The 23,022-nt window shown below is 40.6% G+C and carries 16 protein-coding genes; 1 reads left to right on the top strand and 15 read right to left on the bottom strand.

The genetic code is table 11. The annotated features are described in order from the left end of the window. Nucleotides 1–94: 94 nt before the first annotated feature. Nucleotides 95–391, bottom strand: coding sequence for a cupin domain-containing protein (locus H5S41_RS09975; RefSeq protein ID WP_182603191.1), 297 nt, complete (start codon nt 389–391; stop codon nt 95–97). Between the two features lie 15 nt (nt 392–406). Continuing rightward, nucleotides 407–1,273 (bottom strand): aldo/keto reductase, encoded by an 867-nt coding sequence (locus tag H5S41_RS09970; protein ID WP_182603190.1) that lies wholly within the window; start codon nt 1,271–1,273, stop codon nt 407–409. A 116-nt stretch (nt 1,274–1,389) separates the two neighbouring features. Between H5S41_RS09970 and H5S41_RS09965 the strand changes: the two genes are divergently transcribed. Then, nucleotides 1,390–2,109 carry a gamma-glutamyl-gamma-aminobutyrate hydrolase family protein gene (locus tag H5S41_RS09965; RefSeq protein ID WP_182603189.1) on the top strand — a complete coding sequence of 240 codons (720 nt, stop codon included), beginning with the start codon at nt 1,390–1,392 and terminating at the stop codon, nt 2,107–2,109. A 101-nt stretch (nt 2,110–2,210) separates the two neighbouring features. On the opposite strand, the gene H5S41_RS09960 is transcribed toward H5S41_RS09965, so the two are convergent. The 13 genes from H5S41_RS09960 to H5S41_RS09900 form a co-directional block, all read right to left on the bottom strand. Next, on the bottom strand, nt 2,211–3,551 hold the full coding sequence (locus H5S41_RS09960; protein ID WP_153709475.1) for a glutamate--cysteine ligase: 1,341 nt from the start codon (nt 3,549–3,551) through the stop codon (nt 2,211–2,213). Nucleotides 3,552–3,717: 166 nt separating this feature from the next. Then, complete coding sequence (locus H5S41_RS09955) at nt 3,718–4,908, bottom strand: chloride channel protein (protein WP_182603188.1); 1,191 nt, start codon at nt 4,906–4,908, stop codon at nt 3,718–3,720. 1 nt (nt 4,909) lies between these two features. After that, nucleotides 4,910–6,157 carry a sensor histidine kinase gene (locus tag H5S41_RS09950; RefSeq protein WP_182603187.1) on the bottom strand — a complete coding sequence of 416 codons (1,248 nt, stop codon included), beginning with the start codon at nt 6,155–6,157 and terminating at the stop codon, nt 4,910–4,912. A gap of 12 nt (nt 6,158–6,169) precedes the next feature. Continuing rightward, entirely contained in the window at nt 6,170–6,835 is a 666-nt protein-coding gene (locus H5S41_RS09945; RefSeq protein WP_182603186.1) for a response regulator transcription factor, read from the bottom strand. Nucleotide 6,836: 1 nt separating this feature from the next. Next, a complete protein-coding gene (locus H5S41_RS09940; protein ID WP_182598383.1) occupies nt 6,837–7,460 on the bottom strand; it encodes a GTP pyrophosphokinase in 624 nt (207 codons plus the stop codon). An 82-nt stretch (nt 7,461–7,542) separates the two neighbouring features. Next, complete coding sequence (locus tag H5S41_RS09935; RefSeq protein WP_182603185.1) at nt 7,543–8,034, bottom strand: Lreu_0056 family protein; 492 nt, start codon at nt 8,032–8,034, stop codon at nt 7,543–7,545. A 78-nt stretch (nt 8,035–8,112) separates the two neighbouring features. After that, nucleotides 8,113–8,775 (bottom strand): beta-phosphoglucomutase, encoded by a 663-nt coding sequence (pgmB, locus tag H5S41_RS09930; RefSeq protein WP_153709469.1) that lies wholly within the window; start codon nt 8,773–8,775, stop codon nt 8,113–8,115. An 18-nt stretch (nt 8,776–8,793) separates the two neighbouring features. After that, the gene (locus H5S41_RS09925) at nt 8,794–11,046 is read right to left on the bottom strand and encodes a glycoside hydrolase family 65 protein (protein WP_182603184.1); all 2,253 of its coding nucleotides are present in this window, start codon (nt 11,044–11,046) and stop codon (nt 8,794–8,796) included. Nucleotides 11,047–11,138: 92 nt separating this feature from the next. Beyond that, the gene (locus tag H5S41_RS09920; RefSeq protein WP_163704933.1) at nt 11,139–12,488 is read right to left on the bottom strand and encodes an SLC45 family MFS transporter; all 1,350 of its coding nucleotides are present in this window, start codon (nt 12,486–12,488) and stop codon (nt 11,139–11,141) included. 296 nt (nt 12,489–12,784) lie between these two features. After that, the gene (locus H5S41_RS09915) at nt 12,785–13,963 is read right to left on the bottom strand and encodes a thiolase family protein (RefSeq protein WP_182603183.1); all 1,179 of its coding nucleotides are present in this window, start codon (nt 13,961–13,963) and stop codon (nt 12,785–12,787) included. Nucleotides 13,964–14,029: 66 nt separating this feature from the next. After that, entirely contained in the window at nt 14,030–14,965 is a 936-nt protein-coding gene (locus H5S41_RS09910) for a LacI family DNA-binding transcriptional regulator (RefSeq protein WP_182603182.1), read from the bottom strand. Beyond that, on the bottom strand, nt 14,966–19,138 hold the full coding sequence (addA, locus tag H5S41_RS09905) for a helicase-exonuclease AddAB subunit AddA (protein ID WP_182603181.1): 4,173 nt from the start codon (nt 19,136–19,138) through the stop codon (nt 14,966–14,968). Continuing rightward, nucleotides 19,138–22,917, bottom strand: a complete 3,780-nt coding sequence (locus H5S41_RS09900) for a PD-(D/E)XK nuclease family protein (RefSeq protein WP_182603180.1) — start codon at nt 22,915–22,917, stop codon at nt 19,138–19,140. Before H5S41_RS09900 ends, addA begins: the two co-directional genes overlap by 1 nt. Nucleotides 22,918–23,022: the final 105 nt, after the last annotated feature.

Genomic DNA, 23,022 nt, shown 5'->3' with positions numbered 1-23,022 from the left:
ACTCTACTCCCTTAAAAAATAGTCAAGAAAATTATACCTTAAAAAGCCAATCAAAAAAGCCTTTCCCGTTAGAAAACACGGAATCGGCTTGTTTTTATGCTAGTTTAGATTTAATTACGATCACTTCAGCATCTTTAACTGCTTTTAAATAATGATGTTCATTAGGTTTCATTTTTACAAGATCGCCAGGAACAAGCTTTTCTTCGCGATTACCAGCAACATCGCCAAAAATAACTGCTCCCTTTATCGGCACAACAATTACATCGTACGGGGCATGATGTTCTGCTATCTCTTTACCACGTGGAATCACGAGATGAGTAACTACTTGGCTCGCAGTCTCAACTACATTTTCATATAAGTCAATATTTGGGTTAGTCTTGATGAACTCCATTATAGTATTTCCCCCTTAAAAGTCGACATCATCGGGATCAGCGCACTGACCACCAAGGTTTGGCAATAGACTAATCTTCCGCATTTCTTCATCGGTTAGTTCAAAGTCAAAAATCTGCTGGTTACTTATCATACGTTCCTTATGAACGGATTTTGGCAATGGTAATACACCTTGCTGTAAAATCCAACGCAAGCAAATTTGAGCCGCGGTCTTTTGATATTTATCAGCAATTTGTAAAAGTGTCGGGTTGCTCATTACTTCTGCTCCCTGACCGCCAAGTGGTGCCCAAGCTTCAACGAGGATATTATGCGCTTGTAAGTATTTAATCTCCTCAGTATGAGGCCAGCCTGGGTGAACTTCAATCTGGTCAACCGCCGGAGCAACTTTAGCCGTCTTCATTAATTCAACAATGTGGTGCGGCATAAAATTACTCAAGCCAATTGCCCGAATTTTACCTTCATTATAAAGGTCTTCCATTGCTCGCCAGGTTTCTGCATTAATTTTCGCAGCTTCATCACCAAATTGCTTTTGATTAGCAGGCCAGTGAATCAAATAAAGGTCAAGGTAACTCATCTGGAGACGGTCCAGTGTTTCTTGGAAGGCCTCCTTAGTCTCTTCATAGCCTCGATTAGTGTTCCATAGCTTACTTGTAACAAACAGGTCCTGGCGGTCGATTCCTGAATCTTTTATTCCCTTTCCAACCGCTTCTTCGTTACCATATACAGCAGCAGTATCAATATGACGATAACCAGTTGCAATTGCCTCTTTAACTGCTTTTTCAGCAACGTCTGCGGGAGTGCGGAAGGTTCCATAACCAACACATGGAATCTTTACACCATTATTTAGATTAAAGGTTGAGTTAATATTAGTTAATTCAAGCATTGTATCCCTTCTTTCATCTTCTATTATATCTTTTTTAGCTTTAAAATTCAGTTTGCTATTTTCACCAAATTATGATTTGATTATAATATTATTAAAATTAACTAAGGAGGAGAATTATGCGACCACGAATTGCTATTCCTGCAGACACATTAACCGAGGCAACTAATATCATTAACGAACGGAATGCAGCATTTGCACCCCGTCCTTTAATCGAAGCGATAATTAAGTCGGGAGGTCTACCAGTGATTTTACCGAGTGTTGACTCCGAGTTAGCATCAAGTTACCTCAACCTTTTTGACGGCATTATTTTTGCCGGGGGTAGCGATGTTGATCCAACCTTTTTTGATGAAGAGCCTCATCAAAAGCTCGGGCCAACTTATCTAAAGCGCGATCAATTTGAGGTCAGTCTTGCCAAAGCATCATTTGAAGCGGGAAAACCAATAATGGGGATCTGCCGTGGTATGCAGGTACTTAATGTGGCTCTGGGGGGAACCCTTTATCAGGATCTCTCAGAAGAACCGCACCCAACGCTTAAACATTCACAAGATGCTCCTGGAAACTTCCCATCACACCACGTTAATACAGATAAGACAAGTCGATTATTTAAGCTTGTTGGTGCCCGTCCGTACGTAAACTCACGCCATCACCAAGCCCTTAATCAGATTGCGGCTCCCCTCCATGTAACTGCGTGGGCTGATGACCAAATTCCTGAAGCTGTTGAAACTACTGGTTCAGATCAGATTCTAGCAGTTCAATGGCATCCAGAAAATATGTTTAAGCATTACGACTATTCACGCGCAATTTTTGCTGACCTAATTACGCGGTCTTCAAAATAGGTTAAAGAAGAGCGTAACCAGTCAGTCATTAACAATGCATAAAAGAACCCCAGCGTTCGGTTTTGCCCGAGTACTGGGGTTCTTTTATGTAATAAAGTTGATTACCGGGTTAATTCTTGCCGAAGTTCATCAGCAGTATAAATGTGTCCATCTTCAAAGCCTTTAAATGGATGAATTGTTTCTTGGGCTGCACGTTGATACCGTTTTGCCCGTCGCAATGCATACTCAGTTAACGAACCATCCTTAACATAATTAAGCAGCTTTGCACTAGGAGTCGTATACGGGTTCTCAACACGGTCTTCTAAGTCTTCAAGAATTTCAGAGTATTCTGGACCAAGTTGGATTTGGTTTGCGTACCGTTCAAGACTCTTTAAGATTGCCCGCGCCTTTGCTTGATATTGACATACCTCTTGCGGATTTTCTTCAGCAACTGTTTCATTCATCTTGTCAGCATTTAATAAGATATCTTCAACTTCATTTTCCTTCAACGGCGGATGCATAATAAAGTAACTTGCCAGCAATCTAATAAAGCGCAGGGTACCCGTCCGCACTCCAACCGAACTACTAGGATCAAGGTCCAACATCCGCAGTTCTAAGTATTCAATCCCCTGTTCTGGGAGCTTTTTCAAATCTGCATTGCCTTTAAACCGTACAGGACCATGAAATTCATAATCAGATGTTAGAATTCCCGCTTTTACCCCTTCTTCAATACGGGCAATGTATCGATCAAGATTAGTAAAATCACCAGTAAATTTAGTTCCAAAGCCATATTTACTTTGCCGTACACTCCGAATAGGATGAGGCAACCCTTTACCTGGCTCAAAGTAATTTTCTTCAACTAGCGGGCTTGCCCCATAAAGGTATGTGAGCAGCCAGCGATAGCGAACAAATCCTTGTGCTAAAACAGTATAAAGATAGTTGCGGACTTCCCGCTCATTTTTAAATCGTTCTGGAAATGCTTCTAATACCATCTCAACCACGTGAGTATCGATACTAAGGTTAATATGCGCTCCACAGGGTGTTCCCTGAGAGTAGCCATGTCGCTTAGCCCATTCTTTCAAATAGGCTTCTTTTTTAGGTCCCATCTTCGCCAACCGTAATTTTGTCTTATCTTTTGGCAATCGTGGCGGCATCGACATCGGCCACAATAGCTCACCAGGTGCTAATGCGGATCGCAAGGTATTATTGATCACATATAAGTAGTGCATCGCATCAAGCGCATGTTGAGCGGACGGGGTTACCATCTCCGCCATTGTTTCAAGGAAGTCATTAGTAATCCACGGATTAGTCTTTTCATCCCCAATAGCAGAAGGATACGGCTCCTGGCTCAAATTGCCATCCTCATCAACCCGTTGCATTTCAATTTCCAATCCCATTGTAAAATCAGACGTCTTAGCGACTGCCTCGTTATCAAAGATTAATTGCCCAATTCGGCTAAACATCTTATTCGCCTCCTATTTAAATTCTCATCTCTCTAATTATTTTCTAATAAATATACAGTGATTTTCTCATATAAACAACTAGATATTAAAAAGACGAAATTTAAATAACTTTAATGGCAATGTCTTGCTACTAGGCAGCTTTAATACTAAAAATTATTAATATAGCTCACCTAATTTGGGGGATTTTCTTGATTAAAAAGCCAGTCAAAAAGCAGATAACAACCACTACTGGAGCAAGCTCAATCGCGATTAATAAAACTAAAACAATAATTGTTAATATTGGCTTTTCTAAAATGACAGTTAAACTAGTTGCTAAAACAACAACCGCGTTTATATGCATATCACCTGGCAGGGCCATCGCACAAGCAACGCCGACTGGCACACTAGCGAAAATAGCAGGAAAAATCGTTCCGCCGCGCCACCCCATAGCAAAGCCAAGATTCGTCATAATAGCCTTAACCACTGCAATTATTAACAAGAACGAAATCGAAAGACTAAATGCTTCGTGAGTAAAAGGAACAATCCGAAATTCCCCAGAAAATAGAATGTCACCTGTCAGCAATGAACTAAAAGCTAACACCAAGCCAAAGATTCCGCCTTGCCAAACCTTTCCAAGCTTGGTATCAACAATTAAGGCCGACCAATTTTCACAACGAACAAATAGCCGGCCAAAAGCACAACCGACGAGAAAAGCCGGTACTGCCGTTAATACGTTAATCCATTGCCAATTAATTTGGCGGTGGTGAATGCCAAAGACGCCTTCTTCAGGAAACATTTTAAAGATAATTGCTGCTCCCAGTATTCCAATAATAACGAGCAAGGACACGGACAATATCCGTTCTCGTTTACTATGAAATAATTCGTTAAACCGTGGGGCAGACGCTAATTGTTGTGGGGTCATTTTATCTCGCCAAATATTAGCAGCCGATTGTTGAGCCATAAATGTTGACCATCGCAAACGATCGCCAAGCCAATTTATCATGCTGCTAGTTAAGACCGTTGTGGAAGCCTCTGGACCGACACTACCACCCGCACCAAGAACTAGTAACCCTAATAGGAAAGATTTCCACCATTTATGATAGTCGACATTTCCCTTAAGACGGACACTAGTAAGAACTTCTTCAATCGTTAATGGATAGTTGCCCCATTTCTTATTCAAATAGCCAATTAAGAAACCTAGCGGGACGCAAACCACAAATGGGTACCAAATTTTCATATTACCCATATATTGCAGGTAATCTGCCCAGATAAAATCAATTACCCAGTTCACTAAGTTTAAGTAGCCTGCTGTCACCATTCCGATTATCAGACTCCAAAGAATTGCATATATTCCTAATTGAGCGCGCCAATGCTTCATCTTACTTTCCTACCTCTTTAAGCGTTACGTTAAACGCCAATTTCCCATTAGCATACTTAGCCGTGATTTTTCCTTTAAACATCTTCACAATATACTCTGCCATCGATAAGCCAATTCCAAAGCCGGATTTCTTCCCTCGAGTATGGGATTCATCAACCCGATAAAATCGATTGAATAATTTTTTCACGTCAATCTTTTGCCCATCTTTATAGCTATTGGCGACTCTAAGAACAATGTTGCGACCATGACTTGCCTGAGCAACTGTCAAATCTACCTCTCCATTAGGATCACAATACTTATTCGCATTATCCAATAGAATATTAATCAGTTCTCGTAAATAATTTTCATCCGCACTAACGACCAGACCATCCTTTATTCTAACCTTAAATTGTTTTTGACCAGCTGATATCACGCTCTTAAAGCTTCCAGCAGCCTCCCGTGCAACTTTACTAATATCAACCGGTACCATTGCGGTTGTCGGCTGTTCCTGCATTCGAGCAAGCGATACAAGGTTATTAATCAGTTTCGTCAAACGCTCAACCTGCTGCCGCGTACTGGTAGTCCATTCATTTTCACCACCAATAATCTCTTGCATTTCATTATTGGCTGAGATTACCGTTAACGGGGTTTTTAACTCGTGGCTTGCGTTAGTAATGAATTCTTTTTGCCGCTGTTCCGCCTGGATAATTGGCTGAATTGCCCGTTTAGAATAAAGGGTTAGGACGATTGTATAGAGAACAAGAACTACTAGCCCTAGGATTAACCCTGTATGCATCAACGATCTCGTTCGTGCCATTAACAGGGTTTCATCAAGGAAGACAATAACCTGCTGCCCACGCGTTTGTCTGGTCTTATACGCATAGGTCACCCCATGATAGTAGATTTGGCCTGTTTTAATCTTCTTTTTTATAACCCGGTTAGTCATAATTCGCGCATCGTGGGGACTAATCGTTGCGATTTGATCATCTTGAATTTCGCTAATTTTATTATCTTGACTAGTAATAACCGTAAAGTAGCGATATTGATGCAGTCCCTCTCGTGAAAACTGTGGTTGGTTGTAAGAATCCGCCTGAACGCCTTTTCGTGGAATCTGTCCATCATTATTAACCAGAATCGTTAAAACACTTTGAATTTCCTTATGTGCCCGATAATAAGTGAAAGCACACAAACTGCCGACGATAGTTAGAATCACAAAGACTAACGCCGAAGTTGAAAGGGCAATAAATTTATAACGAAAACATTGAATCATTGTGTGTGCCTCCTAACGAGCAATCATAAATGGTCCTTCTTTTTCACCTGTAATCATGACTTTTGACTGGATCGCCTGCAGTTTCTGCCGTAAGTAACAAATATTAATCCATAAATCCTCTTGGTCCGCCTGTTCTTCTTCGTCCCATCCATGGCTTAACAATTCATTGACGGAAAGTTCCTTACCCGCGTTTAAAATAAAGTACTGTAATAGCCTGTTTTCTTTATTCGTTAGACTAATTGAATTATGGCTCTGCAATAACTGATCGTTACCATCAAGAGTTAGGTCACCAAATTCAAGAACACCATTTCCATAATCGTCATCGCGGCGCTGTCGTGACCTTAAACGAGCCAATAATTCTTTTAGAGAAAATGGTTTTGTCAAATAATCATCGGCCCCGGCATCCAGCCCATTAACACGGTCATCTTCTTCACCCATCGCCGTCAGCATCATTACATAGGTTCGGTTTCCCGCAGCCCTAATCTCCGCTAATGCTTCTAGCCCTGACTTTACCGGCATCATAATATCTAAAATAATCACATCATAGGCATTTTGCTTTGCGCTATCAACTGCTGCTTGGCCATCATTGACAACATCAACTTGGTAACCACTCGCCGTCATCGCAGTTTTTAAAACTTTTGCTAACTGTTGTTCATCTTCTGCCACTAATATTCGCATTTTAATCGTCCTCTCCCGCACTTGAATTAATCAATTGACGAATTGTTTGCATCTGAACATCACAAGAGGCTAACTGGTCAGCACATCGTTTTAATTCACGTCCAATTCGCTCTGGATTAGCAATGTTGTGCTTATATTTCATTTCATGTTCAAGACTTGCCCATGAGTCCATCGCAATGGTTCGCAATTGAATCTCAACATAGAAATGTCCGGGCTGATTACCGTCAATATCGCGGTATGGTGCAGTTTCATCAATAATTACATGATAGCTGCGGTAACCATTGGGCTTTGCATTTGTTATATAGTCTTTTTCTTTAATGATTTGACACCAGTCAGCTTGCCGTAATTGTTCAAGGCACCGGTTAATGTCACTAATAAAATTACATACAATCCGTACACCAACTGCATCTCGACACTTGCGCAGGGCTGATTCTGTACTGACTGGATAGCCCTTGCGTTCACACTTTTCTGTCATACTTTCAGGTGTTTTTACCCGCGCAATTAAATGCTCATAGAGTTTAGGCTGTTTATTATAAACTGCCTGTTGATTTAGCTGCTTAATACGTTCAGTTGTCAGCGACAAAATTTCGGGCAAAATCTCATCATATGGACCGTAGATTGTCATCGCAGTTTCCTCCTTTTAATTTGAATATTATAACAGGCGATAGTTTTTTATAAAATGCAACTTTATCCTTTCTTAATTTTCCTTATTCCGTTCGTAATAAGCTAACGTCATTATTAACCTGCTTCTTTTGCTCCCTCGTACGATAAAATTTTTGGACAAGGTCTTTTTCAGTTATCTCTTTAACATGGAGCTGGTTGCCGTCATGGTCAGTATATTTAATCGTAACCGACTGATTATCATGCGCGTTGAAAAAGATAATTGGCGATGCTGCTTTATCCGACGCTACTAAATAACTATAATCCTTAACTCCAGTCGGAACAGTATCTCCTGGTTTAACTACACCATAAATTAGATTATTATTACGCAGCTGTTCCTTCACCCAATTCGGATAAATTTCAAGCCCCGCTAATATGCCTATCTGCTGGTCTGTAAGTTCTATAGTTAAGCCTTTGTCAACTTGGCTGCTACTATTATTCGGTGCATTATGATTACTTTCTTGTCTATTTCGGATAAAAGTCCCGATTCCAATGCAAATAATTAATGTAAATATAATAATTAAAATTTGTTTTTTCATCGTCTCATACCAAAAAAGCCCGCCTAGATGTTTCTAAGCGAACTTTTTATAAATTATTATTAGGAAAGCTAGATTTTACTAGTCCATTTGAGCCTTAACTGCAGCTAATGATACATCACCAGTCTTAGCGAACTTAACATCAGCATCTTTAAGGTCAGCTCCAAAGCCGATTGATAATTCGCCAGCACGGTTAATTGATTCAACACCAGCTTGAGCATCTTCTAAACCGGCTACTTGGTCAGCAGGAAGGTCCATTAACTTAGCGGCTTCTAAGTAGATTTCTGGATCTGGCTTACCATGGCTCAAGTTTGCTGGATTAACGATTCCTTCAAAGTAATCAGTTAATTGCAAGTACTTGAGAACCTTAGGAGCATTCTTAGAAGCAGAAGCCAATACAATATGGTAGCCATTAGCCTTTAATTCGTCTAAGAAATCTTTCATTCCTGGCAAAATATCAGCAGGCGTTAAAGTTTCAACTAACTTGATGTAGTTATCATTCTTTTCAGTTGCCAAAGCTTCTTTTTCTTCTTGAGTGTAGTCATTTTCATGACCGCCAGCCTTTAAGATTAATTCTAATGAATCCATCCGGCTAACACCCTTTAATGCATCAGCTAATTCGGGAGTCCATTCAGTTCCCACCTTATCAGCTAGTTGGTGCCATGCTTGACCGTGGAAACGGGCAGTATCAGCAATAACACCATCAAGGTCAAACGCAAAACCCTTCAAATCTTCAAACTTCATCTCAAATGCCTCCAACAATTACTTTAATTCAAGCTTCTTGCCGTCAAGATCAATTGTGATTGGGTCACCTGATACTAAGTCAATCTTAGTACCGTGCTTATCAACCTTAACCTTCAAGATCCGACCACGGAACATTTGACGGAATTGGTATGAATCCCACTTCTTAGGAAGGAATGGTGCATAGTGTAATTCATCACCACGAACACGCATACCAGCAAATCCTTGAACAATATCAAGCCAACTACCAGTCATTGAAGTGATGTGCAAACCATCAGAAGTATCGTTGTTGTAGTTATCAAGGTCAAGACGTGCTGAACGTTCATATAATTCAACGGCTTTGTCTTCGTAACCAATATCAGCAGCAATGATTGAGTAAACTGAAGCTGAAAGACTTGATTCGTGAACAGTAAATTGTTCATAGAAGTCGAAGTTGTTCTTCTTTTGTTCCTTTGTAAAGTCATCAATGAAGTCCCAGAGACCTTGGATAACGTCACCTTGCTTTACGTATGGTGAACGTAAAATCCGATCCCATGACCAGTGTTGGTTAATTGGTAATTGGTCACTTGGAATATCAGCAACCGGCTTAAGGTCTTTGTCCATGAAGCCGTCGTTTTCTGGGAAGATATCACGTTCCTTGTCGTATGGAAGGTACATGTTGTCAACAATTGACTTCCATTGACGCTTTTCATCTTCAGAGACATTGAGCTTCTTAGCAACATCGCTGTCTACTTCATCCAAGATTTCTAGGGTGTACTTAAGAGTCCAGCGACAAAGCAAGTTAGTGTACCAGTCGTTGTTTACGTTGTTATCGTATTCATCAGGACCAGTTACCGCGTGAAGCATGTACTTGTTCTTGCGTTGTGAGTAGTGTACCCGGTCAGCCCAGAAACGAGAAATTTCAGTAAGAACTTCTGCACCTTCATTAAGAACGTATGACTTGTCGCCAGTGTACTTAGTGTAAAGGTAGATGGCAAAAGCAATGTCCCCGTTACGGTGAATTTCTTCAAAAGTGATTTCCCATTCGTTGTGACATTCAATACCATTGAAAGTAACCATTGGGAATAATGCACCCTTCAAGTGTTGTTCCTTAGCGTTAACAAAAGCTCCGTCCAATTGCTTGTAACGGTACATTAATAAGTTACGTGCAATTTCTGGGTTGGCAACACCAAGGTAAACAGGAATACAGTAAGCTTCAGTATCCCAGTAAGTAGCACCACCGTACTTTTCACCAGTGAACCCTTTAGGACTGATGTTAAGACGGTCATCGTTACCGTAGTAAGTTGAGAATAATTCAAAGAGGTTAAAGCGGATACCCTGTTGAGCACCTTCGTCCCCTTCAATTTCAACATCAGACTTAACCCAACGGTCTACCCATTCGTTAATGTGTGGGGCAAGTAAGTCATCAAAGCTTTGCGTATCAAGCTTTGCGCTTAATTCATCAAGGTTCTTTTCAATTTCTTCTTGAGTATCATAGTCACGAGAAGTCATTACAATACTCCGCTTTTCAAAGTTAACTTCCTTACCAGCGGCTACAGTACCTTCAAAGGTGTTGTATGCGTGCTTTTCATCAGTACCATCACCAGCATGGTCAAGGTTTGTCTTTGAAGTAGTCTTCATTCCAACGATGAATTGTGGAGTACCGAAGTCGTTTTCCTTAGTCATGGAAGTCAATTCAGCATGTTCACCATTAGCGGACTTGCCTAAAACATTCCAGAATTGTTCATCGTAGTTAGCATCTTCATTGTATACGTCAGCATCAATCATGCTTGTGATTTCAACTTTAGCATCGCTGTTGCCACGATTCTTAATGTGAAGACGTTGACCAACTAATTCTTTTTGAGTAGCACTAACGAAACGTTCGAAGTTGAAGTACATTTCAGTACCGCCAATTTCAACAGTAAATTCACGTTCTAAGACACCACGCTTCATGTCAAGATCAAGCTTGAAGTCTTTTGGTGTTTGCTTAGCTAAGTCTAATTGTTCACCATTAACCTTAATGATTAATTTCATGAAGTTAACAGCATTGATCATCTTACCAAAATACTTAGGATAACCAATCTTCCACCAACCAACACGAGTCTTGTCAGGGAACCAAACACCACCAAGGTAAACACCTTCCATGTGGTCACCGCTGTAACCTTCTTCAAAGAAGCCACGCATACCAAGGTTTTCATTGGCTAAACTAGTCATTGATTCTTGCAAACGCTTGTCTTGTGGATCCCACTTGTGAGTAGCTACATGCCAAGGGGCAATATCAAATGTACGTTTCATTAAAATCTCAATTCCTTTCGTCTGAAATAAAGGTAGTTTTCAACCCGCCTTTATTATAACTTAATTAATTTATTTATTTTATTAATAACTCTCTATTCAGCATAAGTTTCCTTGATTGTAGCAACGGAAATAGCACCGAGGACCATAACGATACCAGCAAGGATAAACATGTGAACTTGTGAGTGACCAAATAATGGGAATAAAGCAAAACTCAATAATGAAGCAACAATCTGTGGTAAACAAATTGAACCGTTAAATAGTCCAAGATAAGTACCCATGTGCTTACCAGTCAACGCATTAGTAACAATGGTTAATGGGTAAGTGTTCATAGCAGCCCATGCAATACCTACAAGGGTGTATGAAACAATCAGTGTCCATTGGTCGTGAACAAAGAATACTGAAATAAATCCAAGAGCACCGAGAAGCAAACTACCACCATAACCAAGCTTGTGGTACTTGTTAGGCACCTTAGCTAAAACATATGACCAGATGACAGCCGCGATTGATTGAACAGCCGCAAGCACACCGTACCAGTTACCAGCAGCTTGATAACCAGCAGATGTAGCATCAACAGTATTCCAAACGTTCTTGGCAATTGCCCCAGCTGAGTATGTCCAGAGGTATTGGAATGCAAACCAGCAGAAGAATTGAACAAGCGTAACCGTCCAGAATGCCTTTGGTGCATGTTTTAAGAGTGTGAACCAGTTTCCACCCTCTTTGTTATCGTCTTCAGAAATACCATGGTACTTAGCATATGTTGCCGGATCATATTCGTGAACCCGGAAAACAGTAAATAAACTAGTAACAACTAACAATGCTGCTCCAACGTAGAAGGCAATGATAACTGAATCAGGAACAACACCCCGTTTAGCAGTGTTACGAACCCCGAACCATGCAGTTAAGATGAATGGGAAAACAGCAGCCAAAACGGCACCAGTGTTTGATAAGAAACTTTGAATCCCATATGCATAACTCTTTTGGTCATCATTAACCATATCACCAACCATCATCTTAAATGGCTGCATAGCCACGTTTGATGAAAGGTCAAGTAAAGCAACAGTAATTGCACCGAACCAAAGGGCAGCCAGTGAACCATACCCGAAACCGAAACTTCCTGAATTAGGAAGCAAAATCATAACAATAACAGCAACGATCATTCCCAATAGTAAGTATGGTAACCGCCGACCACCTAATTTAGGTGCCCATGTACGGTCTGAATAATAACCAATGATTGGTTGAACAATCAAACCAGCTAATGGTGGTAAGATGAAGAACCAGCCAAGGTTGTTAGGGTCGGCCCCAATAGTTTGGAAGATCCGACTCATTTGAGAACTCTGCAAAGTAAATGCTGTCTGAACACCAAGGAATCCAAAGTTGATCATCCAGATAGTACTCTTTGAGAGAGTTGGTAATCCAGCCCCAGCGGACTTTTCTTGACTCATTGCTAACAACTCCTTAACTTATAAAATAATTCCAAAAGACACTTATTATTGTAAGCGCTTCATGTATTTTTGCAATATTAATGATATCAAATTTAAAATATTTGTGCAACCGATTGCACAACTTTTTTTAGAAAGAGTTATATTTTTTGCAATTTAAAGTTATTGCCATAAATAGGTCCAATCTTAAGCTTATATTAATTAATTATTTAAAATATATTCACTTAAATTAATAAAGAAGGTTAGTGATTGAAGCTTTCCTAATCACTAACCTTCTTAACTATTAATAATATTCATTATCACATTTTCTTAAGCAAAACCGCTTCACCCATTCCACCGCCTACACAAAGAGACGCAATTCCCAGCTCATGATTATCTTTGTGCATTTCGTTAATCATCGTAACGATTATTCGTGCGCCAGAGCAGCCAACGGGATGACCTAGAGCAAGTGCACCACCCCAAGGATTTACAGCTGCTGGATCCAAATGCAGCAAATCTTGACATACGATTGCTTGCGTTGCAAATGCTTCATTGATTTCATAAGTTTCAACTTCATCTGCCGAAAGCTGCTGGTTCGCTAATAGTTTATTAATTGCATAGTACGGGCCTAACCCCATTAAGGCTGGATCAAGGCCGACAATTGCCGACCCCTGCCATTCAGCAAGGGGCGTTAATTTAAGACGTTCAACAGCTGTCGCAGATGCAAGGACGAGGGCTGCCCCGCCGTCATTTATCCCTGATGCATTACCCGCAGTAACACTTCCATCAGCCTTAAATACCGGTTTTAATTTACCAAGAGCTTCCACTGAAGTATCAGGACGGGGAGCCTCATCAGCTGTAACGGTAATTGTCGTCCGTTTCTGCTTAACTTCAACGGGAACAATTTCAGAATCAAAATAACCTGCTTTTTGCGCTTTGACAGCTCGTTGGTGACTTGTAAATGCAAATTCATCCTGTTGTTGACGAGTAATTTGATATTTATCATTAATATTCTCAGCCGTAATTCCCATCGGATATCCGCCATAGACATCATTTAACGCATCGCTTTGCATTGCATCAAGTAAGGTCCCATTTCCGAACCGGTAGCCATTTCGAGCACGCGGAAGTACATATGGCGCTTGCGACATACTTTCCATCCCACCAGCAATTATTACCTGTGCTTGCCCAGCGCGAATTAAACTCGCTGCTAAGTCAACACTCGACATTCCTGATGCACAAACGTCATTGATCGTAATAGCCGGAACCTGCTCCCCTAAGCCAGCTTTCATTGCGGCCTGCCGTGCTGGATTTTGTCCTGTCCCGGCTTGAATAACATTCCCCATCAATACTTGATCAACGTCAGCTCCTGTAAGACCAGCTTTCTTAAGAGCTGCTTTAATTGAAATTGCCCCTAATTCAACTGCCGTTTTTGATGCTAATTGACCATTAAACTTACCGATTGGTGTCCGTTGAGCAGCAACAATGTAAACCTTCTCCATTAATGATTCCCTCCATTGCAAAAATAAGAGAGGACCCTGGCAATAAAATCCGTGGTCCTTTCTTAATTAATCATTTATTTTAAAATCAACAATTCGGCATTGTTCTCCAGGCTCGAAAAGTAATTCAACTGCCTGTTGACCTAATTTTCGCGGCTGTAAGTCAACCTTATCTTCCTGGTTCATTAACATCCCCATAAGCCGACTATTGTTAAAACAAATTGTTGGTAAGTTAAATTCTTGTAATTGCCTTACTAATCGTACCAGCAACAGGTCATCAGCACAAACGATTGAATCAATTTGCGGGTGTTGTTTAATAAAATCTTTAATAGCTGGTCCATTTTCTGTATAGCGCCAACTAATCGCAGGCAGCTGATGATTCCGCATACTTTGCTGGTACCCATGATTACGGTCCTGTTCATATACCCAATCACTGGCGGACTGGAGAAATGCTGGACATTTAACCTGTTGATGATCCATTAAGTAATCAGTGGCTACTCTACCGGCGGCAATATTATCATTGTCGACATACCGATCCTTGCGATGATTGGGATGACCAATTACGACAAAATTAAGCTTTTTTTGTCGCAGGTACTCAGTAATTGGGTCATTTTTTGTAGTATAGAAGACCAGAAAATTGTGTACCTTTGATTGCTCAACCATTGATTTAACACTCTGCAAAAGGTCATCAGCTGTAGGTGCTATTGCTACAACCATTTCATAATGAATCGGCTTTAACGCCATGCTAATTCCCCGCATTAAATCAATATGGAATGGGTTGGCCGGAGCAGTATCACTAGTTACCGGAAATATAATGCCAACCATATTCGACTCGCCCCTTGTTAGGTTTTGTGCATTGTAATTTGGTTGATAGCCTAACCTTTTTGCGATTTCTTCTATTCGTTGGCGAGTTTTTTCGCTAATTCGCGGATTATGGTTTAATGCCCGAGACGCAGTTGATACCGAAACACCAGCTTTTTGTGCAATATCCTTTATGGTAGCCAACTAATCACCTTCTTTTGTAAATAAAACGAATTCACTTAATTCTAACAGGTAGAGACCCATTTGGACAACTGGAATCCCTTCCATTAGATTCAGGGCTTCTTTATATAGCTCTAGCTGGCCGCGATACCGATCCTTAATTCGCGCTAAATCAAAGTCTCGATAATCCGAGTTAATGTGATCTGTCTTGTAGTCAACAAGAATTATTCCTTCATTTGTTTTTAGGTACCCATCAATTATTCCGTGAATTAGAATTCGTTCGTCATCGCTGGCATTTACCCCCTGAAACAGCTCGTGTCCATTCATAATCATTGAAAACGGAACTTCACGGTGGTAATCCATTGGGTGTTTTATGATTTGCCGGCCAACTGTTGTTTGATAGAAAGATGCTATTCCTTCACGATTAATACGCGCGGCAACTGGCGGACTAATTAATTTTTCGGCAACTAATTGCTGAATTTCACGTTCAACAGCTTCCACATCGATTGCTCCCTGATCAAGAGAAAGTTTTTGGAAAACAAGGTGGGTGGCTGTCCCGATTTCTGTGGCAGCCGGTGTTTGATCATTTTGGCGAATAAAGGCAGGAACATCAAAATTATTATTTAGGTATATTCCCTGGGTTTTGACCTTTTGTTGTTGATCATAGTCCCAGCGAGCCATATCACGTGTGTCAGGATCTTCAAAAACCCGTTTAACATCCGTTACAGACTGATAAGCAGTTGTTTTGGTAGCAACACTATACGGATAACGGTACCGTAAAATCTTTTCAATTTTTTGACTCGGAACTTCATTATCAGCTGCACCATTATTTGCGGTTACGATACTACTTGCATTTTCGCCAATTTTAGCCAATTCATCTGTAACATCGGTGGCTGTATATGTCCTAGCAATAAAATTAGGATCAGGCGCAAGACCCGCTATTTTGGTATCGGATAGTGAACTTTCTTCTAGAATTACATTACCTCGACTTAAGCGTTGAGCATTAAACTCCGGATAACGAGCTAGGGCTAATCCGATCCAGTCCATAAATGAATTTGCATTTATCCGTGGCTGCGACCCAATGAGCAAATTCTTACTTTGGTAGGCTTTTTGCCATCGTTCCCATGACCCAGTTAGGCTCTGAGTACGCATCTCTTCGTTAAACGATCCGGTAATGATCAAGCGCTGCTCTGCCCGCGTTAATGCTACATAAAGAACCCGTAAATCTTCTGCGCGTTCTCCACGCCGGACTTCTTCAATCACTGCTTGGCGCTGCGGAGTATCATAAACTACCCGCTGATCATCCATGTAACGAATCCCGACCCCCGCTACGGCATCAACCACGGCATTTTCACGCGCCGCTCCCTTATTGAAACCATGAGTTGCATCGATTAAGAAGACAACCGGAAACTGAAGTCCTTTACTCCCATGAATGGTCATGACGTTGACAGTATTAGCAGTTAATTGTGTCGGCGCTACTCCTAAATCCTTGTCATGTTCCTGCATTTTTTCAATAAAGCGGATAAATTGATAAAGGCCCTTAAAACTGCTTTGCTCATAAGAATGGGCTCGTTGATAAAGCGCGTGAAGATTTGCCTGCCGTTGGTGACCACCCGGCATTGCTCCCACATAATCAAGGTATCCTGTTTGGTCGTATATCTGCCAAATCAATTCAACAAGGGTTTGCTGTTGCGCCGTCTGACGGAAAGTCCGTAATAAATCCAGAAAATGATCTAGCTTTTCATACAGCTGGGTCGTTTGTTCCGTTGTAAAAACAGATTGGTGGCGGAGAGCTTTACGTTGATAATTGCTCATAAATGATTTAAGAGCGGTGTAGTAATCAGCGGACCGATTTTGTAATCGAATAAAAGCAAGCTCCTGATTATTCAAACCAACAATTGGTGACCGCAAAACGGCAGCTAATGGAATATCTTGTTGCGGATTATCAATCAGTTTAAGGAGGGCCATCATTACTCGTACTTCAGTAGCCTGAAAGTAACTCTCAACATCATGAACTGTCAGCGGAATATTAAGTTTATTAAATTCTTCCATTAACGCATTGTTAATTGCTTTCGTTCGTTCCAATAATACTATATCGCCATAATTAATCGGATGCATTTGCCCATCGTCCGGGTGAAAAATCAACTCCTGATTTTCAACCATTTGCTTTATTCGCAGTCCAATCATGCGGAATTCACCTGCTAATTTATCATCTTCGTGGTCAAGACCATCTTTCCCCGAATCAGCCGCGTTTGCATCATATAGTAATACTTCAGTTGGTTGAACCGTGTTCTTATCGTTCTCTTCATAGTAAGTTGCGGCATATTTCAAATGCGCATCTTCATCATAGTCGATTTCACCAACATCTTTATCCATTAACTGTTCAAAGAGGATATTAGTAAAACTAGTCACATTGGTCATCGAGCGGAAATTTTCGCCTAATACAATTGCTTCTCCATTTCCGCCATCACGATAATTCTGATATTTCCCGAGAAATAATGTTGGGTCTGCTTCCCGGAATCGGTAGATCGATTGCTTAACGTCCCCTACCATAAATAAATTCTTCCGATCAGCAGACGTTAGCTTCATCAGAATACTTTCCTGTAATCGGTTAGTATCCTGATATTCATCAATCATTATTTCCTGATAATGCTTTTGCAAGTCTTGCACCAACGCTTGCCAATTAGGCTGATTATCCGGCGGCGTTAAAATGTCATATGCATAGTGTTCTAAATCACTAAATTCTAAGACATGGCGATTCAGCTTGGTTTGTTGATAACGTTGCCGAAATTCTATCGTAACTTCGCTTAACTCGCGTAAGAGCGCTTGTGCCTGTTGTGAAATTTTTCTGAATTGCTCTTCATCATAGGCAAAGAAGCGACTTGTTAACTGGTCAAACTGCTTTTTGATACCTGTTCGCACATTTCCTAATGACTTATAAACTTCTTCAGCTACTTCATCATCCTTAGGTTTGCCGCCCATTCGCGCAAATTTAGCGTTCACAAACAAGTCACGAATACTGTTCCATGTCGGCGGCTCAAATAAGGCTAAAATCTCTTGGATCATTTGCTGATCTTTCCGTAATGAATCAACAGTCTTATCATCAAGTTGCGAGTCCGTTGCCCTTGTTAACAGTTCAGCAAATGTATCCCGAAAAGCCGTTAAGTCAGCAACAATTTCTGCTTTTAGGCTAGATTTATCATCCTTTCCTAAATATCCGCTAATAGTTTGCTCCCACTGACTTTTTAGCTGGTTTCGTTGTTTTTGGATATTTTTAAATATATCTAAACGTGGATCATCCTTAGCGGGGCGTCCACGAAAACTACCAAATTTTTGTTGCGCCATCATCTGACAAATCTCAGTAACATCGATTCCGCTTAAAGCTGATAAGAGCTGCTTCATCAATTCCCCATCACTTTTAAGGATTTCTTCCGCCTTAATAAGTTCATTATCAGCCGCCCGCATCGCTAGTTCACGATAGTCTTGGATAAACTGTCCAAGCTTCTCCGTAACAAGCGGCTTTAATTGCTTCTGGTAAAACGCGGATTGGAGGAGCGGTCCTTCACCCAGGTCATAATTATCGGGTAATTTCCGAAGCCAGTTTTCAGGGTCCGGCTGCGCATTTGCAATCTCATACAGTCGTAAAACAAGATCATCTAATCCCTGATCATCACGATCACTGGAAAAATTAAGGACTAACTCACTAAATGATGCCCGATCAGCAGTCTTATCCTCAGCACTTTTATACAAACCTTCACTGACTTCATGCCATACATCTTCTTGAAGTAAAAGCCGTTCCGTATCATCGGTTAAAAGACGAAATTGCGGGTCAAGATCAATTAAATAATAATATCGTTTTATTAGCTTTAGGCAAAATGCATGAATTGTACTGATATCAGCAGCCGCAAGCCGGTTAATTTGACTACTCATCCGATCTCTTAAATCTTTTGAATTAGATGGATCTTGAACAATTTTTTGCAAGGCTGCCCTGATCTTATCGCGCATATTTTTTGCTGCGGCGTCTGTAAAGGTCACTAGAAGCATTCGATCAATGCTCTGCCCCTCTTTAATCAATTCAATTGTCCGATTTACCAATACTGCCGTTTTCCCTGATCCCGCCGAAGCAGATACAAGAATATTTTCGCCTCGATCATTAATTGCTTTAGCTTGCGCAGGCGTTGGTTTAAATCCAGCCATTAATCCTTATCCTCCTCATCTTCTTGCATTATGTTGTCAAACGCTTCTTTTGCTAAATTAGGGTTTAAGTCCCGATAATTTTGTTGGTCCAGCATATTGTCAAATTGAAATACATCTAAGTAATCACTAAAGTCTAAGCCTGTTCGCCGACTACTTCCGGTCAACAATCGATATGGATTTAGCCTTAACTCGCCGCTTAAAATCTGGTTTCCGGCATTAATTACCAGGTTTTTATTCATTTCTTGTAACCAGTCTAATTGTTGAGGGGTAACAAGTAATGCCTCTTTATTAGCCTTGATTTTGCCATTTTTATACTCTTTCAGCGGGTAGAGGAATGCTTGGTTATCTAGGCTCTTGTCTAATTCGCGCAATAATTGCGGATCATTTAATAAGATTCCTTTATATTGGTGTTCCTTTAATTTTAAATCCTCAAGTGAATTCTTCTTTAATTCTGCCGCCTTAATTGTTGGATTATTCAAGCGTAGGTACAGCGCACCAGCGAGCCGTGGATTAACAGTTCCTAACTCACTTAAATTAGCTTGTAATCCATTAAGATACGTTAATAACTGAAGCGAAATACCATAATAAGCAGATGTAAGGTCAAAAAGATGATTACTAGATTTGTAATCAACAACGGTTAGAAAATCATGGTCCCCTTGCTTAAGGTTATCTATTCGGTCAATCCGACCCCGCAGATAAATCTGATGGTTATCCTTCAATGGATAGTTGAGCGATCCAAGATTAGCAGGTTGCTGGTTGCCAATTCGCCCAAATTGAACCTCGGTCTTATACGGCTGTGACCCTGTATACTCAGCTTGTCGACAAAGAGTAATTAGCATTGTCTTAACAATTGATGTTAACTGTTGGTACTGAAACTGTGCTTGAGCTGAAGAAGTTATTAACCGTAGTAATGTCGGTTGGTTTTCTTGGGCCGCAACTAGCGCATGGTCAATTAGCTGATCACGTTGATTTTGATTATCTTTTTTTGCCAATTCCGCAAACAACAATCCGTGTTCTCGAATTGTTGTTACAAAACTCTCCATTGCTTTATGGAAAAATGTACCTATTCGGTCAGTCGATAATGTGAGTTCATCTCGTTTTTGAAGTCGCAATCCATATTTAAGGAAGTATTCATATTGATTGATGTAAAAATCTTGTAATTGCGAAATTGAAGCATACAAGACTTGCCCTTCCTTACTTTCGGGAGTTGTTCGTAAATAAAGTGCCTGAGCCAATTTATTTCCCAGGGAATCAACCTTATTTTGATAATGAAAACCTGCAGCCACTAGTGCTAGCCGACGTCCTAAAGCAATCCCTTCAGCTTGAATCCGAGCATCCGAATTTGCCTGCCATTCTTTAGCTAATCCAACTAATATTTCTGCAACTTTCTGCCATCCTGCTGGCATAACTGGTTGATGATCAATTCCGATACCCTGCTCATCACGAACTTGGCGGCTAACTTCAACCAAACGATTAATCGTCGCTAATGGAGCACTAACAAAGGCAGGGGCGTTTTCTTGACCTTCCTTACTGATAACAAGCGGATATTCATGGCATGGCTGACCAAAGTAACGTGCCATATCGCGCATGTACGGAGATACCCCTAATTCTTTATCATCGCTGTCCGTATGCGGCGCTGAAAAAATTAGCCGTTCCTTCGCATTCATAAAACCAGTATAGTGCACAAATGGTTCATCAATTAATTGGTCAATTGCGGTCCCTGGCAAATATTGAAAATCTTCATCTAAGTAAGCGCTCAAAACATCTTTATCTTGATCTGTTAATAAACTGTCACTTTCTTGCATCTCGGGCATAACATCATCTGTTGACCCGATCATAAATACTACTTTTCGGTTTTGACTCTGCACAATTCCAGTTTCGGAAATTACCACCTGGTCAAGAGTGGCTGGAATTTGTGAGTACTGGGCGGCTGCAAATCCAGATTGTAATAATTCACTAAAGTTAGCTAATATTTCATTGTTATTATCGCGAAGTTCCTGCTTGCCCAAAATATCAACGTACTCCTGTAAAATTTGACAGAAGGTTGACCAGACCTGTTGTGGTTGACGGGCAAGGTTTAGATCACGATTGCTTTGATACTTTTGCCAAGCATACAAGCGTTCAGTAACACCCATCGCATTCAAAAATTGGTATAAGATTGTGGCAATATCCTGTCCTGTTTGAGCTTGCTTAAAGCGATTAAATAGCGGGATAATTTGCTGAGAAACAAAATTCTTCACTAATGATAACTGATCATTAAGCCGTTTTAACCGTGATTGAGCATACTTAGGGTCATCCGGGTTAGTTCCCGGCGCTTGCCATAATTGCTTGATTTTTTCCGGATCATTAGTTGTCCATGCGTTTTTTCCTTCAATAGCCTGCTTTAGACACCAATTTTCAGTCGCAAAAACAGCTGCTTGAAACTCACTGACACTCATTAGGTCACCAGTACTAGCCCGTGGAACTAATAACCATGTCTTTAACAGTTGGATAATATCTGCTGTTCGATACCCCCGTTGTGGAAGTTCAAGTAACGTTGTCAACACTGTTACGAGCGGATGATTATCCATTAATCGTTCATGATCATTGAATATTGGGATTTTATGGGCAGCAAAAACTGGCTCAATCATTGTTTGATACCCAGCAAGATGGCGACTAAGAATTAGGAAATCACGGTAACGATATTTTCCACTAGTCACTAATTGATGAATTTGAGTCGCAACATTATTTAATTCAGTCATCCGATTAGTCGTTAACATAAATTGAACATTTTGCCCATGAGCAAGCTGTTGTCTTTCATCAGGACTAATAGGTTCATTTGCATACCGCCTAAAGTAAGTATCAACATTTTGTAAATCAGTATTTACACGAGGCGTGGTTGCAAAAGCTACATTTTGAAGCACCTTTACTTCTTTAGCGTGAGCCTGAGCAAATTTCCAAAGACGGTGAAATTGCATAGCTGATGTGTAAAAAAGGTTATTTTTTACCGGCAGTTCACTTGCATTAGGGTGATTTTGATCTGGATAACCACGGTCAAGCGTCAAGGAAATTGTTGTTGATGCCGCATTCGTAATCAATGCTTCCACTACTTGTTGTTCATTCGCGGTAAATTGAGCAAATCGATCAATAAAAAAGTGCATTTTTGCGGTGTTGGGCGATTTTTGTAAATAAGCGACTAATTGCCGATATAGTTCACTATTACCGATAAAACGATCCCGTAATCTCTCTTCATACGCATGGTAAATGATCTCCACATCATGCATTTTAGCAAGCCAGGCCTGATTTGCCGCTGGGTCATTTGCTAGCTTTACCCGGGAAATAATATCGCTCAGATCATCAGCGGTAATATTGGCATTTTTTAACTCTTCAAGCTGTGCTGTCATCTTCTGAATAAAACCCGGCTGCTTGACTTCACTTGCATATAAGTGCAAATCATTCGCGCGTTCTTGGACAACCTGTGAAGTCAGCATTGCCATTCCAATCTTCGAGAGCCGTTGTTTTTGAAACGCAGGCGTATCTCGCAATAAATACCAAGCCAATCGACTAAATGAAAGAACTTGAACTCGGGAAGAAGCGAAACGGTCACCACCTGTTAGACCTTGCCGATTTCGCAGTCCGGCCAAAACATTAATTTCCGTTTCAAACTTAATATGATTCGGTACTAAATAATAAAAGGTATCTTCCGCCGGTGCAGTCTTTATCTGGTCAACTAATTGGTCAATCAGTACTTGTTGGTGATCCATCGCTGCCGTTCCTAAAACAAATCCCAGTGTTCCCATAATCCTAGTCCTTTCCATCACTTAAATTGCTTCTATTATTTTATCATAAAAGCGAACGTATATTCTCTATATTAAAAAAAGAGTAGTAAGGATTTTCCCTCTACT

It is taken from the genome of Limosilactobacillus albertensis, assembly GCF_014145555.1.
In the GTDB taxonomy this organism is placed as follows: domain Bacteria; phylum Bacillota; class Bacilli; order Lactobacillales; family Lactobacillaceae; genus Limosilactobacillus; species Limosilactobacillus albertensis.
This window is presented reverse-complemented; position numbering and strand designations above follow the sequence as displayed.